Genomic DNA, 17,609 nt, shown 5'->3' with positions numbered 1-17,609 from the left:
ACTTTGAAATTCAGAGAATTGCCAATAAAAAGTTTAATTTCTTCTTTTGCCTCCACGGCCTTTCAAATAAGCAAAGATGTCTATACAAGTCAGAATAGTATCATAGCCTGACTTGTATACATTTTTAATTTTTTTTAATAAATATCTGTAAATTTCCTCCTGTTAATTTAACTGTTTTGGTATTTATTATCATTAAACTAATAATGAAAAAATACATGTCATTTCGACAATTATCTATTTCGTGTCATAAATAGTTAAAATAGTACTATTATTTATATACAAAATTTTATCAACTTTGTGCAAAATTTTCTCTTTAACTATCCTTCAAATTTTCTATGAAGCTAAATTTTATCAAATCACTACTGTTTGGTTTTCTTTCGCTGATGAGCCTCTCGCTTGTGGCACAGCAACGAACCATAACAGGAAAAGTTACAGACGACAAGGGCGAAGCCTTGCCCGGAGTCTCGATAGTAGCAAAAGGCGCTAATCAAGGTACTGCAACTAATGCGGAAGGCAGCTACTCTATTACTGTTTCCAACACAGCACAATCTTTGATTTTTTCATTCGTGGGTATGCTTACCAAAGAAGTAATTATTGGTAATCAAACCAAAATTGATGTAAAGTTAACTTCAGAAGACCAAGCACTCGAAGAAGTAGTAGTGGTTGGTTATGGTACCTCTAAACGGGCCGATATCAGTTCATCTATCACTTCTATCAAGGCAAAAGATCTGAAAGACATGCCCGTAGCCGGTATCGACCAAATGCTGCAAGGTAAAGCCGCAGGGGTTACTGTAACCAGCAATAGTGGTCAGCCCGGTGGTGGGGTTTCTGTAAAAGTCCGCGGGGTTACATCCATCAATAGTAACGACCCACTCTTCGTAATTGACGGCGTGCCGTTTGTAAGCGGTAATACCAGCGATAACCGGGGCTTTGACGGACTGGGAGGTTCGAACGGACAAACCGGAAATAGTGTAATGGCCATGTTGAACCCTAATGATATAGAATCAATCGATGTACTGAAAGATGCCTCTGCGCAGGCTATTTATGGTTCGCAAGCGGCCAATGGGGTGATCCTGATCACTACTAAAAAAGGAAAACAAGGAGAAGGAAAAATTAACTATGAAATGTACTATGGGGTTTCTGAAGTAGCCAAAAAACTGGATCTGATGAACCTGCGTGAATTCGCAAAATATCAGAACGAAGTGCTTCCGATAATCGGGAATCCGACTTCAGATGAATTCAAAGACCCTTCGATTCTCGGTAATGGTACCGACTGGCAGGAAGCTATGTTCAGAAAAGGAACGGTACAGAATCACCAGTTAAGTTTCTCAGGTGGCAAAGATAAAACTACCTATTACCTCTCATTGAACTACTACGATAACACCGGTATCTTGCTGGGGTCAGACTTCAAACGTTTCTCAAGCCGTTTCAGTATTGATAATCAGCTGAAAAGCTGGGCGAAGGTTGGTCTTAGTGCCAACGTTACCAGAAGTATTCAAAACGTAAGTTTGGCCGATGCTGCCGAAAGTACCATCTGGTGGGGAGCCGTTACCAGCCCGTTGACTCCGGTAAAAAATCTGGATGGAACATGGGGTGGTGGACAAATAATTGGTGGTGTACGTTACAGCAACGCCAACCTAGTAGGTAACAGCCAGTACAGAGGCAATACCAAAACTACCAACAATGTTTTCGGAAGTTTGTATGCCGAATTCCAGTTGTATAAAGACCTTTCGCTAAGAAACGAATTGTCTTATTCATTAGGACAAGACAATAACATTGCCTTCCAGAAAACAGGTAACGTAGGTGGTGATACTTTCAGAAGTAAATTGATAGATAACCGCTCAGACAGCTATTATTATTCAATTACCAATTACCTGAATTATAACAAGTATATCAATAAACATGGTATTCAGGCTACATTGGGTCATCAGGCGCAATCATCTTATTATCAGGCCATTTCAGGCACAAAAGTTGACTTGCAAGCCAATATATTCGACCTGAACACCGGTAGTGCCGACCAGACAACCTGGGGGCTAAGCGGTGGTAAAGGGCAATGGGCTATGGAATCTTATTTTGCCAGAGCCAACTATACATTTGACGACAAGTACTCAATCTCTGCCAGTTTCAGAGCTGATGGTTCTTCTAACTTCGGCCCTAATAACAGATGGGGTTATTTCCCCGGTGTATCAGCAGGCTGGACAATCTCTAACGAGAAATTCATTAAAGATAATTTTGCCAATACATATCTGAAACTAAGAGTAGGTTACGGATTGGTAGGTAATCAGAACTTCCCGGGTGGTGCGCCAAACCCTGCATACGTAGGTGCGGTACAATTCTTCTCAGGCCCTGTTGGTTTTGGTACTTCAAACATGATCAATGGTATTCCGAACCCTAATCTGAAATGGGAGTCTGTTAAAACTACCAACGCAGGTGTAGACATCGGTTTGCTGAGCGGTCGCATTGATGCAACAATTGATGTTTATAAGAAGGTAACTTCTGACATGATTATCTTCCTTACCGGGCCAAACCTGATTGGAGTGGGCGACCAGTGGGATGACCTGAAAGCGCCACTTGGTAATGCAGGTCAAATGACCAATACAGGTATCGATATTGGTATCACAACAACCAATATTAAAACCAATGACCTGACATGGAAAACCAACGTAGTATTTACAAGATTCAAAAATACTTACGATAGAGCAGCCAGTGCAGCTTCTGCCCTTGATGGCAAGGTATATTACAACAACTATCTGATTACCCACACTACTCCGGGTCGCCCTGTAGGTTCGTTCTGGGGATTAGTTACCGATGGTTTGTTCCGTACACAGGCTGAGCTTGACGGCAGCCTGCCGCAATTTGGTTATATTGTTGACCCTACTCAAACCTATCTGGGTGACGTTCGTTTCAAAGATATAAACGGAGACGGTAAAATCGATGCGAGTGATATGACCTACCTGGGTAGCCCACTTCCCGATTTCACTTATGGTTTAACCAACACTTTGAACTACAAAGGGCTTGACTTCACGTTATTTGTGCAAGGCAGCCAGGGAGCTAAAGCTTTCAACTTCCTTCGCTGGCAATTAGAGGGTTTGAACAGCCCCTGGTCTAACCAGATGCGTACTGTATTGGATCGTTATACTGATACCAACACCGACGGCAGCCTGCCACGCTTTACTAATACCAACAAGAACAATACGGCGATGTCAGACCGATACGTTGAGGATGCTTCCTATCTGAGAATTCAGAATATTACTTTGGGTTACCGCCTGCCAAGAACAGTATTGGGTAAAATAAAAGCCTCTAATTTCAGAATTTACGGTTCAATCCAGAACCTGAAAACATTTACCAAGTACTCGGGCTATGACCCAGAAATCGGTGCGTTCAATAACAGTATCAAGCTGATGAATGTTGACACAGGTCACTATCCAAATCCACGTACTTTTACAATAGGTGCCAATGTTGAATTTTAAGCAGAAAAGCATTTATTAACAAAGAAGCCCGGCGCTTCGTAAATCAAAATTGAAAATGAAACTATTAAAAATATCAGCCCTTGTTATCCCCATGATAATATCGGCGTCATGTAGTAAAGATTTTATTGACAGACCCTCGCTGTCGGGGACAACGACAGGAAACTATTATAACAATGCCGCAGAGGTAAGAGCGGCTACCAGTACGCTTTACAGTGGTTTGCCATGGCGTAACTACGAAAGCCGTGCGCAGGATGCCATTGGCGACGTGATGTCGGGTAATATGTTTTCATATACTGATATTGAGTATGTAAACTTCTCGCTATCGTCGGCATCAGAGCGTGTAGCCGGAGCCTGGGGTGCATTCTACAAAATCATTGGTTATGCCAACGTAATGATTAAAACCTTCGAAGAGAAAAAAGCAGCAGGTGGCGGTGCCGATTATCTGGACCCTGCCATTGCCGAGTGTCACTTCATTAGAGGCGCTGTTTATTTCTACATTGCCCGCACCTGGGGCGATGCACCGATTATCACCGATCCGGGTGAAACAGCCTTGTCAGGTAATTTCAATATTCCGCGGTATTTTCAGAAAGACGTGCTTCGTTTTGCGCTGGAAGAATTACAACTGGCAGAAGCTAAACTACCTGAATCTGACGAACCCGGCCGCTTAACCAAATATTCGGCAAAGGGCATGATGGCCAAGTTGTATCTCTATAACAAAGATTACCCAAATGCCAAAACTAAAGCAAAAGAGGTGATGGATTCGGGCAAATACAGTCTGGTTAGTGATTACAACGGCATGTTTACCAAAGCCAGCATGAACAATAATTCAGAATCTCTTTTCTCCATTCAGCATCAGTTTGCGTCAGATCCATGGGGAACAGGAAATATCAAAAACCCTGACCGTGGCCCAAGCAACCTGAGAACTGCCGAAGCCGATGCATGGGAAATGTACATGCCATCGCTTGACATTCTGAATGAATACGAATTCGGAGACCTACGCCGTAAATGGTCAGTTATGGAACATGGCTGGACCAATCCAAACTGGAAACCACAACGCGCCAACGCTCCCGGCTACAATACTTTCATGGCCAATGGTTACAAGTATGACACAATTCAATCGGTTGATAATGGTGGAACCAAAAATGCAGTAAGAGCCAATATTGCCAAGTATTTTGCAGGCCCGGGTAAAACCTATGGTGGTGAACCTGTAGCAGGACAGAACTCAGGTAATAACGTTGTATTACTTCGTTATGCAGACATTCTGTTAATTTACGCGGAAGCTACTTTGGCAGGTGCGGCATCAACTACCGATGCATCAGCACTTGCAGCACTGAATGCAGTAAGAGCCCGCGCCGGACTGGTAGCCAGAACCTCAATCACTAACGACAACATTTTACATGAACGCCGCGTGGAATTTGCTTTTGAAGGCGATTACTGGTACGATATCCAACGCCAGGGATATGCCAAAGCAAAAGCGATAATCGAAAAACAAAATAGAGGTTCGTTTGACGGTGGCCCTAACTACATCACCACTTTTACGGAAGCCAGAATGTATGTACCGATTCCGGCAGGTGAAATCGTTCAGGATCCAGAGTTAGCAAAACCGGCAGTACCTTATTACAAATAATATTTAAAGATTCTATCAATGAAAAAATATCAATTCAAGAATATCATAACCCTTGCATGCTTTGCACTTGTACTCGGCTTTGGCGTGAGTTCATGTACAGAGGATACAGACGGAAGACCACAGATTGGCCCGGGTAATCCAAAATCGGCAGGTATCAAGCCTGATTCTGCCGCAGGTGGCACCGTAATAGTTCTAACCGGAACCGGACTGGGCGATATGCGTTCCATTGTTTTCGAAAAAGACAATGTGCCCGCCGGTTTTCAGCCCACTTTAAATACGGCCGAATCGCTTATTTTCCGCGTGCCTGAAGATGCCGCCGGTGGTTTGCAGAATGTAATTTTCACCAATAGCGCAGGCGCTAAATTAAGCGTACCTTTTAAAGTATTGGCGTTCCCGTCGGTTTCGGAGGTATCAAACTACAATTTCACAAAAGATACCGAGATTACCATTACCGGAAACAACCTTGATGATGTAACTTCAGTTACGCTGACTGGTACGAGTGATGCAGCAACCATTGTATCAAAAACCAAAAAGCAACTGGTTGTGAAAATGCCTGCATCAGATGCGAACAGAGCTTCTTTAGACATTATAAACGCTACCGGTTTGTTTAAAACAACACAGGAGTTTGTAAATGTAGACAAAGCGCTTCAGATATTTACTGACGCATACGGCGAAGGCTTTGGTGACGGCTCATGGGGTGATGCGGGAGCAATCTCAACAACCCAGTTTAAATCAGGCAGTAAATCGGTAGGCAAAAACTATCAGAAAGGAAACTGGCACCTGATAGGCTTCACCAACTGGTGGCCGACTGTTCCTTATTCAGCTGATTACACCTACATTACGATGTGGATTAAGGGTGCTTCGGAAGATTATTCGTTATACATCACTACAGATGGAAGCGCCGCCGGATTCGGAAACTACGTGGAAGCCAACAAAGTAAATGTAAAAGCAGGTGTCTGGAATTACTTCAAAGTCAAATTGTCAGACATTGATTTCTGGGCTCCGGGCAAAAGCGTTCAACAAATAGGATTCAGAATCCAGGGACCAGACAAGCAGGATGAAGTCTTCTATTTTGATGATGTAATGCTCGTGAAATAATTAATGAGTGAGCGGTTGAGTGATTTAGTGAATGAGTGATTATGCTAAATCGCGATAAATGTTGTCTGAACTTTGATTTAACTGATTTAAGGATTACAATGATTATGAATATTGAAACCTTGGTAATGATGAATTCAAAATCAATTCTTAGTTTTCTTAATAATCAAAAAATCATATTTATCAGGTAAATCAAAGTTCAAGATAACAATCACTAAATCACTCATTCACTAAATCGCTAAAATCCCTAAAAAACCTATGAAAACACTAATCCCATTTCTTTTACTGGTCTTTACTTTTAACATCAGTTTTGCACAAATTGATAAGAAAGCTACCAAAGAGACCAGAAATCTTTATAATAATCTAAAAGCCATACAGAAGCACGGAGTAATGCTCGGGCATCAGGACGCATTGGCGTATGGATTGAATGCCGATGGCACCCGATGGATAGGACAAGATGGTCGCTCAGACATAAAAACCGTATCCGGAGAACACCCGGCTGTAATAGGCTGGGACTTAGGTAAAATGGAATTAGACAGTGCCAGAAATCTGGACAAAGTGCCTTTTACCCGAATGAAACAATACATGGAAGACACCTACAACCGCGGAGGTGTAAATACTATTAGTTGGCATTTTAATAATCCGACTGACCCTAAGAAAACAACCTGGGATAAAGCTGATTCGACTATAAAAAACACATTCAACAACAAAGAGAACCTAAAAAGATATGAAAGCTGGCTCGACAAAGTAGCTGTTTTCATCAAAAGCCTGAAAGGTAAAAATGGAGAACCGGTTCCTGTAATCTTCCGCCCGTTTCATGAACACACAGGCTCGTGGTTCTGGTGGGGATCCGGGCATTGCACGCCTGAAGAATATAAAAAAATGTGGCGGTTTACGGTTGATTACCTGATCAAAAAGAAGAACGTTCACAATATGCTGATTGCCTATTCAACCGATCGTTTTACTTCAAAAGAACATTATCTGGAACGTTACCCCGGCAATGACTATGTAGATATGGTAGGTTTTGATATTTATCATACAAAAGCACCTGCCAGCAACGAATCGTTCAAAAAAGATTTTAAGCGCATGGTTACCACACTGGAAGAAATTGCAACAGAATTCGACAAGCCTTGCGCAGTAACAGAAATGGGTCTGGAACAGATAACAGAAACCGACTGGTGGACAAACATTGTGTTGCCCGTTGTGCAGGATAGTAAGCTATCGTATTTTCTGGTATGGCGGAATGGATACGACCGCCACTACTATGCCCCATATGAAGGCCAGAAGAGCGCACCGGATTTTCTGAAAATGATACACACAGATAAAGTGCTTCTTGAAAAAGGGGCCGCCAGAAAAAACTTGTATAAAGGAAAGTAATACTATCTGCTTCTACCCAACTCGTTCTTTTTTATGAAAATACAGCTTTTAGACGGTATCGTAATTCTGGCCTACCTGCTCATTGTATCCTCCATAGGATTCATTATGAGAAATAAAGCCAGGCGCAACAAAAAAGAATACATGCTGGGCGGCAATACCCTGCCTTGGTGGATGTTGGGTATTTCGAATGCATCGGGCATGTTTGATATTTCGGGTACATTATGGATGGTATCCATCATGTTCGTTTATGGTGTCAAGAGTATCTGGCTACCCTGGCTTTGGCCGGTATTCAATCAGGTGTTTATGTTCGTTTATCTTTCTATCTGGTTGCGCCGCTCCAATGCCTCTACCGGTGCCGAATGGATGCTCACCAGATTCGGAACAGGTAAAGATGCCATGCGTTCGCACAAAATCATAGTAGCATTTGCCTTGTTGAGTTGTATGGGTTTTATGGCCTACGGCTTTATCGGTCTGGGTAAATTTATTGAAATTTTCATTCCTTTCGACAGCATTCAGGCTTATCTGCCATTCACAGTTCCGTCTAGTTTTACCGCGCATTTCTATGGAATTATTTTCACTCTTTTTGCAGTGTTGTATTCCATCATGGGGGGCATGTCAAGCATCGTGTGGGCTGATGTAATTCAGTATTCACTCATGGCATTGGGTTCAATCAGTATTGCTGTTATTGCCATGCATGAATTAGGCGGGCAAACACTGCCTGTACCGGATGGCTGGTTCGACTTGTCATTCGGCTGGAATCTTGGCATAGACTGGAGCAATCTGCTACCCGAAGTAAACGCCAAAATAAAAGAAGATAACTTTGATCCGTTTGGTATGTTCTTTTCATTGATGGCCGCCAAAGGGATACTGGCCAGTCTGGCCGGCCCTGCTCCTAATTATGATATGCAGAAGATACTCTCGGCGCGGTCACCTCGTGACGCTGCCTTGATGAACATGTTTGTAAATGTGGTGCTGTTGCCTACCAGATACCTGATGATCATCGGCTTTACAGTTCTGGGTTTGTTATACTACAAAGACCTCAACATTCAGACCGCCACTGGTGGTGTAGATTTTGAGCGCATTCTTCCGGCAGCCATTCTCAAATTTGCTCCGGTAGGTTTGCTGGGTCTCTTTCTGGTCGAGCTCATGGCAGCTTTTATCGGAACATTCGCCGGTACACTCAATGCGGCTCAGGCATATATGGTAAACGATATTTACCTGAAATCAGTCAAGCCTGAAGCAACCAACAAAGAAATCAGCCGTATGAATTACATATCGGGCATTGTCATAGTGGTGATTAGTATTGTGCTGGGTATTTTCGCCAAAGACGTAAACAGTATTCTGCAATGGATTGTGGGTGCCCTTTACGGTGGCTATATAGCTGCCAACGTATTGAAATGGTATTGGTGGCGCTTCAATGCCAACGGCTTCTTCTGGGGCATGCTGGCAGGGATTCTGTCGGCTATGGTGTTTCCTTATATATTCAAGAACGCCGTACCACTCTATTATTTCCCTTTAATCCTGTTGCTTTCGGTTATCGGGTGCATTGCCGGCTCGTTACTGACTCCAGTTACCAATATGACCGTACTGAAGAGTTTTTATACAAGTGTGCGACCATGGGGATTCTGGCAGCCGGTGCATGCAGAAGTATTGAAAGACAACCCCGGGTTCAGAAAGAATCAGGATTTCGGCAAAGATATGTTCAATGTTATTGTAGGCGTTATAGCACAGACAGCCATTACCGCTTTGCCGGTGTTTATTGTATTGCTGAAACCCCAGCATAGCATTATAACAGCCATAGTATTAGGCATTTGCGTGCTGATTCTGCGCAAAACCTGGTACCAGAAGCTACCGACAGACTAAGTATACGTACAAACCTTATTATATAATTAGTGAAAACAAACCTGATTTTATCCGATGACCTTTTTTGAACAAAGACTTTCGTTGCTCCAAAGGGCACATCAAGACCTTGTTACACAAGTCAATAAGAAAATTGAACTCGGGAATGGTATCTACGACCGATATCAGAACCCTGTTCTTACCGCAGCCCATACGCCGCTTTTCTGGCGCTATGACCTGAACAAGCAAAGTAATCCACATCTGATGGAACGCTTTGGTATCAATGCTACATTTAATGCCGGAGCCATTAAATGGCAGGAGAAATATATTCTCGCTGTGCGTGTAGAGGGGCTCGACAGAAAATCGTTTTTTGCCATTGCCGAAAGCCCGAACGGAATAGATAATTTCAGATTCTGGGATTACCCCATTGATATGCCGGAAACAGAGGTGCCCGATGTCAATGTGTATGACATCAGGCTGGTGCAACACGAAGACGGCTGGATATATGGTCTGTTCTGTACGGAACGTAAAGACCCTGACGCTCAACCGGGAGATGAATCGTCGGCCATTGCTCAATGTGGTATAGCACGCACCAAAGACCTGCTCAACTGGGAACGCCTGCCCGATTTAAAAACCCCTTCGCCACAACAAAGAAATGTAGTATTACATCCGGAATTTGTGAATGGCCAATATGCCTTGTACACTCGCCCGCAGGATGGCTTCATTGAAGCAGGCACCGGTGGTGGGATAGCCATTGGCTTTGCTGATTCGATGGAAAATGCAATCATTGAGAAAGAATATGTTATAGATGAAAAACACTACCATACGGTATATGAAATAAAAAACGGACAAGGCCCCGCTCCTATCAAAACCGATAAAGGCTGGCTGCATCTGGCACATGGGGTTCGTAACACTGCTGCCGGGTTACGTTATGTATTATACATGTTTATGACTGATATTCATGACCTGACAAAGGTGATATACAAACCGGCCGGATACTTTATTGCACCGGAAGGCGTCGAACGTGTGGGAGATGTATCGAACGTTACTTTTTCAAACGGATGGATTCCTGATGACGATGGTACTGTTTATATTTATTATGCTTCTTCTGACACCCGTATGCACGTAGCCACCAGCACCATTGATAAACTGACAGACTATTGCATGAATACTCCGGAAGATGGCTTCAGGTCTGCGACTTCCGTAAAAAATATCAATACATTAATAGAAAAAAATTTACGCCATGCAGAAGTCAGAAATCTGATTAATGTCTAAATTTCAAAGCGGTTCAGTATCTGTAATCCTGCCATTAACCCAATGCCTGCTAAAATATATCTGTAATGGATTTAAAAACATTTCGTAACGAAGTATCAAACGAGCTGGATCATATTCTGAATTACTGGATAAACCACAGCCTCGACAAAGAACAGGGTGGTTTTTACGGTAAAATAACTGCAGATGATAAAATTATTGCAGATGCCGAAAAAGGCCTTGTACTGAACAGCCGTATTCTCTGGACATTCTCTGCGGCCTGGCTGCATCAGCCGAAACCTGCCTATAAAGAAATCGCCAAACGAGCGTATGATTATCTGCTGGAGCATTTCTGGGACAAAACGAACAGCGGCGGCTATTGGTCAGTTGATTACACCGGGCAGCCTAAACAAACCCACAAACAGATTTACGGGCAGGGATTCATGCTCTACGGCTTGTCAGAATATTACAGGGCTTTTCATGACAAACACGCACTAGACAAAGCCATTGAGCTATTTCAGATAATAGAACAGGTAGCTTTTGATAAAAAACACGGAGGATACTACGAAGTAACTACTGCCGACTGGAAAGTTATACAAGACAAGGTAATTACACAGGGAAAAGAAGACCAGAAGAAATCAATGAATACGCATTTGCATATCATTGAGCCTTATACTAATCTATACAGAGTCTGGAAAAACGAGCACCTGGCTAAACAGATTAATGGTTTACTGAAAGACTTTACCGAGCATATAGTAGATAAAAAAACACATACGCAGCATCTGTTCTTTGCCGACGACTGGACGGTGCAATCAGATATCGTTTCGTTCGGGCATGACATCGAGGCATCCTGGTTACTGGTTGAAGCTGCCGAGGTGCTTGGAGATAAAAAGGTGCTGGAAAACATCAAACAACTGGCGGTGAAGATAGCCCAGGCATCAGTAAAAGGGCTCGATGCGGATGGGGGTATGTTTAATGAGCAGGATGCCCATCACCTGAACAAAGAAAAACACTGGTGGGTACAAGCCGAGGCTATGGTAGGTTTTCTGAATGCCTATGAAATATCAAAACAGAAGGCCTTTCTCGAACATTCGTTAGCCAGTTGGGATTTCATCCGGAAATCGTTGGTTACTCCCACCGGTGAATGGTACTGGGGTTTGGATGCAAACAACCAGCCCATGAAAAAGCACGATAAGGCCGGGTTCTGGAAATGCCCCTATCATAATGCACGTGCCTGCATGGAGGTAATCAGACGATTATCATAAAAGTTTGCTTATCATTGTATTGAAATAATTATTCAACCGCCTTTTCAAAAAATCACTATGAAACGATTCCTGTCGGTTCTGTTATTACTCGCATTAACTTCAACTGCTTTCGCTCAATTAAAGCTGGCCCGTTTGTTTTCAGACCACGTTGTGTTGCAGCGCCAGAAGTCTATTCCGGTCTGGGGCTGGGCCAATCCTAATGAAACCGTAAAAGTCTCGCTGGGGAATCAATCCCTGTCCGCACAGGCAAATGCCTCGGGTAAATGGATAGTTCGGTTTGCACCCATGGAAGCCGGTGGCCCTTATCAGCTGGATGTATCGGCAGCATCGGGTAATCTGGCGGTGAAAGATATCCTTATAGGTGAAGTCTGGCTTTGTTCGGGGCAGTCGAACATGGAATGGCGGGTGTCGCAGGCTGATAATTACATGAAAGAAAAAAATGATGCTGATTATCCGAAAATCAGACATTTCTATGTTGAACACGAGGTAACTATGACACCCCAGGCTGATTTAAAAGCCGGAGAATGGAAAATATGCACACCCGAAACTGTGGGCAATTTTACGGCAATAGGCTTCTTTTTTGCCCGGGAACTGTACAAAAAACTGAACATACCGGTAGGTTTACTGCATTCTTCATGGGGAGGGTCACAGATAGAAGGCTGGATTAGCAGAGAAGCCATGCTGACTGATGAGGAATTGAAACCATATGCACAAAACTTACCCGACAACTGGGAAGCTTCAGATGCCATTCATGATAAGAAAACCAGAAAAACCATTTTCGGCAGCGCGGAAATCAACCCGACAGTTGAAGATGAAAAGAAGTATCTGGAAGCAAATTATGATTTTTCTAAATGGCTCAGCGCCGGCAGCCCGCTCGGACAATGGGATTGGAAAGGGGTCTGGATGTTCAGAGGCAACGGTTACATGGCACGCAACATTGAAGTGCCTGCTGACATGGTTGGTAAAGAAACAACACTCGGGCTAGGCATTCAGGATAATCAGAACGAAATTTATATTAATGGTGACCTGATTTTTAAAGGCATCATGAAAGGGACAAGGAAAATCACGATTCCGGCTAATACATGGAAAGCAGGCAACAATCGCCTGACCATAAAATTCGGTAAGATGGTCGACCCTGCCTGGTATGGTTTGGGGCTGATGGGTGGCAATGATGATTTGTATCTGAGTGCCGGAACCGATAAAATCAGTCTGGCCTATGATTGGAAAATCATGCCTTCGTTTGCCGATAAGCACGACTACGTGCATTCAAGCAATAATGTGGGCACTACTATATACAATTCCATGATTGCCCCTTTGGTACCCTTTGCCGTCAGAGGTGCGCTGTGGTATCAGGGAGAAACCAATGCAGGAAGAGCCTACCAGTATCGCAAGAGTTTCCCTTTGATGATCAACGACTGGCGCAAACAATGGCAGGATGATTTCTCTTTCTATTTTGTACAGTTATCGAGCTATGGTGATTACCGGAGTAGCAATCAGGGAAGTAACTGGGGAGAATTACGCGAGGCACAAACCATGACATTGAGTCTGCCCAAAACAGGAATGGCGGTATCGACCGACGTGGGCAATCCGAAAGATATTCATCCAACCAATAAGCAGGACGTAGGCCACAGATTAGCTCTGAACGCCTTGAAATTCGATTATGCACAGGATATCCTGCACACAGGGCCAATGTACGAGTCAGCGAAATTCGAAAAAGGCAAAGCTACCCTTTCATTTAAGTACATTGGCAAAGGTTTAACTGCTAAAGACAAATTCGGTTATCTGAAAGGCTTTGAAATAGCCGGTGACGACAAAGTATTTTATTACGCCAAGGCTGATATAGTAGGTGATAAAGTAGTGGTGTATCATCCGAAAGGTCTGAAACCCTCAGCTGTTCGTTACGGCTGGGCTGATGCACCTGAAGATGCCAATTTATATAATGAAGATGGTTTGCCTGCCAGCCCGTTCAGAACCGACGACTGGAAAGGACTAACAGCCGGAAATAAATTCGAATAGACCTGAAAAATATGAGTTACTTAGCGAATCCTGACAGATACGAACAGATGACCTACCGCCGGTGCGGTAGAAGCGGAATTAAACTGCCTGCCATTTCATTGGGACTATGGCACAATTTCGGCGGAGTAGATGTGTTTGAAAATTATAGGGCGATTCTCAGAACAGCCTTCGATAACGGCATCACCCATTTTGATCTCGCCAACAATTATGGCCCACCTCCGGGTTCGGCCGAAGAGAATTTCGGCATTCTGCTGAAAAAGGACTTTGCACAATACCGCGACGAACTCATTATTTCTTCAAAAGCCGGTTATCTGATGTGGCCGGGGCCTTATGGAGAATGGGGCTCTAAAAAATATCTGGTGGCGAGTCTTGACCAAAGCCTGAAACGAATGGGTTTGGATTACGTTGATATATTTTATCATCATCGCCCCGACCCTGATACCCCTTTGGAAGAAACAATGGCCGCACTTGATCTGATTGTTCGTCAGGGCAAGGCTTTGTATGTCGGCATTTCCAATTATCAGGCAGAAGATGCCGCCAAGGCCATCAATATTCTGAAACAATTGGGTACCCCCTGCCTGATACATCAACCGAAATACTCAATGTTTGAGCGCTGGGTGGAAGGCGGACTTCTAGATGTTTTAGAAGAACAGGGAGTCGGCTGTATTCCTTTCTCTCCGCTGGCGCAGGGATTATTGACGGATAAATATCTGAGAGGTATTCCGGGCGATTCCAGAGCAGCTAAACAACACGGACACCTGCAGGAAAATCAGGTAACTGAAAATGCCATTCACAAAATTCAGCAACTCAACAGTTTAGCCATAGAACGAGGGCAAACGCTTGCACAAATGGCTTTAGCCTGGCTGTTAAAAGATTATAGAGTTACCTCTGTTCTGATTGGCGCCAGCCGCGTTTCTCAATTGGAAGATTCATTGAAATGCCTGCAAAATCTTGATTTTACACATGATGAACTCAACGCGATTGAATTGATTTTAAAAGGTTAATAATGCAACCCCTCCCTTGCCCTCCCCAACAATGGGGAGGGGATGAAAAAGTACGTCTCTCCGCTGTTTGGAAGAGGGACAGTCGTCCACTGGTGTTGAAATTTGGGGTCAAATTGTATGAAATAAGATTTTGTTTGTTTCGCTTTTTGAATGCCCCATGACTTCCTCATTATTAAATTACCATGAAAAAACTATCCATACTTCTCTTATTGATAAGCCTGAATATTTCAGCACAGGTAACTATAAAAATAGACCCCACACAAGAGGTAAAGCCGATTTCTCCGTATCTCTATGGCCGTAACAACTCTTTTGCCTCTACTAACCCGAATGAGCAATTATCCAGTGAAGATTTGACCCGCTTGCAGGATGCAGGCGTGCAGTTTTTCAGAGAAAGTACCGGCAACAACAGCACCAAATATAACTGGCGAAGAAAACTATCTAGCCACCCGGATTGGTATAACAATGTATATACCAACGATTGGGACAAGGCTGCTCAGAATCTACAAAAGAATTTCCCGTATGCACAAGGCATGTGGGCGTTTCAGCTGATAGGCTGGGCAGCCAAAACCGACGCATATAATTTTAATGACTGGAATTACAACCGCTCTACCTGGTGGGAAGGTGTCAATCAGAATCTGGCGGGTAACGGTGTGCTAAACGCGACCGGAACAAAGGCAAAAACTGATGGTGACCCGACCTTGTATCTTGAAAAATGGACAGCCGATTCAACTACGGGTATTCTTGATCATTGGTTTGGGGCAAATGGCTTGGGTCTTGATAAAAGCAAGATCATTTACTGGAACATGGACAACGAGGCTGAAATATGGAACGGCACACATGATGACGTGATGCCCACAGCCATATCGGCCGAAGAATTTATGCAGAAATATTTTGCCGTTGCCAAAAAAGCCAGAGAGAAATATCCCGAAATAAAACTGGTTGGCCCGGTAACCGCCAATGAATGGCAATGGTATAACTGGCCGACGGTAATCAGTCACGAGGGCAGAAACTACCCCTGGCTGGAATACTTCATTAAACGTATATCCGAAGAACAAAAAACGAGTGGCGTGAAATTGCTGGATGTGCTGGATATCCACTTTTATCCACCGACAAAAATAACCGATGAAATAGTACAATTGCACCGGGTGTTTTTTGACCGTAATTATGCCTATCCGGGTGCCAATGGCGTAAAAAATGTAAATGGCAGTTGGGATAACAGCCAGAACAAGGAATATATCTTCGGACGTGTGAACGACTGGCTCAATAAATACATGGGCGCAAATCATGGTATAACACTCGGGGTTACTGAAATGGGAATAGAGGGAGACAATGCGAGCGTAACAGCTGTTTCATATGCTTCAACTATAGGAGAGTTTATGAAAAACGGCGTGGAAATATTCGCCCCCTGGCATTGGAAACCCGGCATGTGGGAAACCCTGCATCTGTTCAGCCGATACAATAAAGCGAACGTTATCAAAGGTGAATCATCCAACGAAACGCTTGTATCTGCTTACCCGAGCATCAATGCAGCTAAAGACTCTATTACCATAGTATTGGTTAACAGAGGCAGTGCCAGCAGCCAGAATACAAATATCAGTTTTGATAATTTTGTAGTCAATACAACAGCCACAAAAGCGTTAAGTATTAAGTCATTGCCTGCTGCAGAAACATTCTTTTCTCATACCCGCAATGCTTTGACTGAAAGTACCATTAACGTAACAGATAATAAACTGAGCATTTCACTGCCCCCAATGTCAGTAACTACAATACAATTGGGTGGAAAAGTAGGTCAGGTTAGTATTTTAGGAACAGAAACCGGCGAAGATTTTAAGATTAAGGTTTTCCCGAATCCTTCTACCGAAAAAATATCTATTGAATGGGAAACCGGAACATTTGACCAACTGGAATTATTAGATTTACAAGGGAAAGTCATTCATCGGCAGGATGTTGCAAAAGCAAGCCGTAAAGTTGAAATGCAACATCATTTGTCTGCACAAACTTGTTTTGTCAGATTATCAGGTAAGGCCGGTTCAATCATTAAGAAAATAGTTATTGAGTAACCGGTTCGCCTTTATGATGTTATAATAACAACACCAGATAATTGTCAAACCGACAGTTATTTGTTTTATTAGCATCAGTTTTCATAAAGTACGTTTCAAAACTATAGACAACTTAAAATAATCAAAGAAAATGAAAGAGATTTCCCGTCGTGACTTCGTAAGAAACACCGCTTTAACAGTAGGTGCTGCCGGAATCATCGGAACTGCCGAAGCCAAAGCAGCCAAAGAACTGTTTGTGCATCACGTATATTTTTATCTGAAAAACCCGAATAGCGAAGCAGATAAAGCCAAATTATTGGAAGGCCTTGAGAAACTGTCGAAAGTACCAACTATCCGTATGGTTCATATTGGGGTACCGGCCAGTACAACACGTAGTGTAATTGTACGCGATTATTCGGTTTCGTGGCTTTGTTTCTTCGATAATCTGAAAGAAGAAGAAATCTATCAGACACACCCTATCCATTTGAAATTCGTAGAAGATTACTCACATTTATGGGAAAAAGTAAATGTGTATGACTCGGTTGGCCCAAAGAGATAATTCTCCAGGCATCTGCATAAAATCCAAAGCCACACTTACAATACAAATGCGCAAGTGTGGCTTTATT

Annotated in this window: 11 protein-coding genes; all 11 read left to right on the top strand. The window is 43.2% G+C overall.

All coding sequences use genetic code 11. The features are described 5' to 3' along the window. The first annotated feature begins 335 nt into the window (after positions 1 to 335). The 11 genes from AC1RRY_RS08895 (at position 336) to AC1RRY_RS08845 (ending at position 17,542) form a co-directional block, all read left to right on the top strand. Positions 336 to 3,470, top strand: coding sequence for a SusC/RagA family TonB-linked outer membrane protein (locus AC1RRY_RS08895; protein WP_492816326.1), 3,135 nt, complete (start codon positions 336 to 338; stop codon positions 3,468 to 3,470). Positions 3,471 to 3,525: 55 nt separating this feature from the next. Beyond that, the gene (locus AC1RRY_RS08890; protein WP_492816328.1) at positions 3,526 to 5,097 is read left to right on the top strand and encodes a RagB/SusD family nutrient uptake outer membrane protein; all 1,572 of its coding nucleotides are present in this window, start codon (positions 3,526 to 3,528) and stop codon (positions 5,095 to 5,097) included. Positions 5,098 to 5,115: 18 nt separating this feature from the next. Next, positions 5,116 to 6,195 carry an IPT/TIG domain-containing protein gene (locus tag AC1RRY_RS08885; protein ID WP_492816330.1) on the top strand — a complete coding sequence of 360 codons (1,080 nt, stop codon included), beginning with the start codon at positions 5,116 to 5,118 and terminating at the stop codon, positions 6,193 to 6,195. 255 nt (positions 6,196 to 6,450) lie between these two features. Beyond that, positions 6,451 to 7,569 carry a glycoside hydrolase family 26 protein gene (locus tag AC1RRY_RS08880; protein ID WP_492816332.1) on the top strand — a complete coding sequence of 373 codons (1,119 nt, stop codon included), beginning with the start codon at positions 6,451 to 6,453 and terminating at the stop codon, positions 7,567 to 7,569. A gap of 33 nt (positions 7,570 to 7,602) precedes the next feature. Continuing rightward, positions 7,603 to 9,432 carry a sodium:solute symporter family protein gene (locus AC1RRY_RS08875; protein ID WP_492816334.1) on the top strand — a complete coding sequence of 610 codons (1,830 nt, stop codon included), beginning with the start codon at positions 7,603 to 7,605 and terminating at the stop codon, positions 9,430 to 9,432. A 54-nt stretch (positions 9,433 to 9,486) separates the two neighbouring features. Then, the gene (locus tag AC1RRY_RS08870) at positions 9,487 to 10,683 is read left to right on the top strand and encodes a glycoside hydrolase family 130 protein (RefSeq protein WP_492816336.1); all 1,197 of its coding nucleotides are present in this window, start codon (positions 9,487 to 9,489) and stop codon (positions 10,681 to 10,683) included. A gap of 65 nt (positions 10,684 to 10,748) precedes the next feature. Beyond that, a complete protein-coding gene (locus AC1RRY_RS08865; protein WP_492816338.1) occupies positions 10,749 to 11,924 on the top strand; it encodes an AGE family epimerase/isomerase in 1,176 nt (391 codons plus the stop codon). Positions 11,925 to 11,981: 57 nt separating this feature from the next. Then, positions 11,982 to 13,940: a sialate O-acetylesterase gene (locus AC1RRY_RS08860; protein ID WP_492816340.1), complete on the top strand. Its 1,959-nt coding sequence runs from the start codon at positions 11,982 to 11,984 to the stop codon at positions 13,938 to 13,940. Positions 13,941 to 13,951: 11 nt separating this feature from the next. Then, positions 13,952 to 14,944 (top strand): L-glyceraldehyde 3-phosphate reductase, encoded by a 993-nt coding sequence (mgrA, locus tag AC1RRY_RS08855; protein WP_492816342.1) that lies wholly within the window; start codon positions 13,952 to 13,954, stop codon positions 14,942 to 14,944. Positions 14,945 to 15,126: 182 nt separating this feature from the next. Then, positions 15,127 to 17,004, top strand: coding sequence for a glycoside hydrolase family 44 protein (locus tag AC1RRY_RS08850; RefSeq protein ID WP_492816344.1), 1,878 nt, complete (start codon positions 15,127 to 15,129; stop codon positions 17,002 to 17,004). 130 nt (positions 17,005 to 17,134) lie between these two features. Continuing rightward, a complete protein-coding gene (locus AC1RRY_RS08845) occupies positions 17,135 to 17,542 on the top strand; it encodes a Dabb family protein (RefSeq protein ID WP_492816346.1) in 408 nt (135 codons plus the stop codon). Positions 17,543 to 17,609: the final 67 nt, after the last annotated feature.

The sequence above is a fragment of the Emticicia sp. GW821-FHT11C11 genome (genome assembly GCF_058808615.1).
The sequence above is the reverse complement of the archived record's forward strand: the minus strand, read 5'-3'. Positions and strand labels throughout refer to the sequence as shown.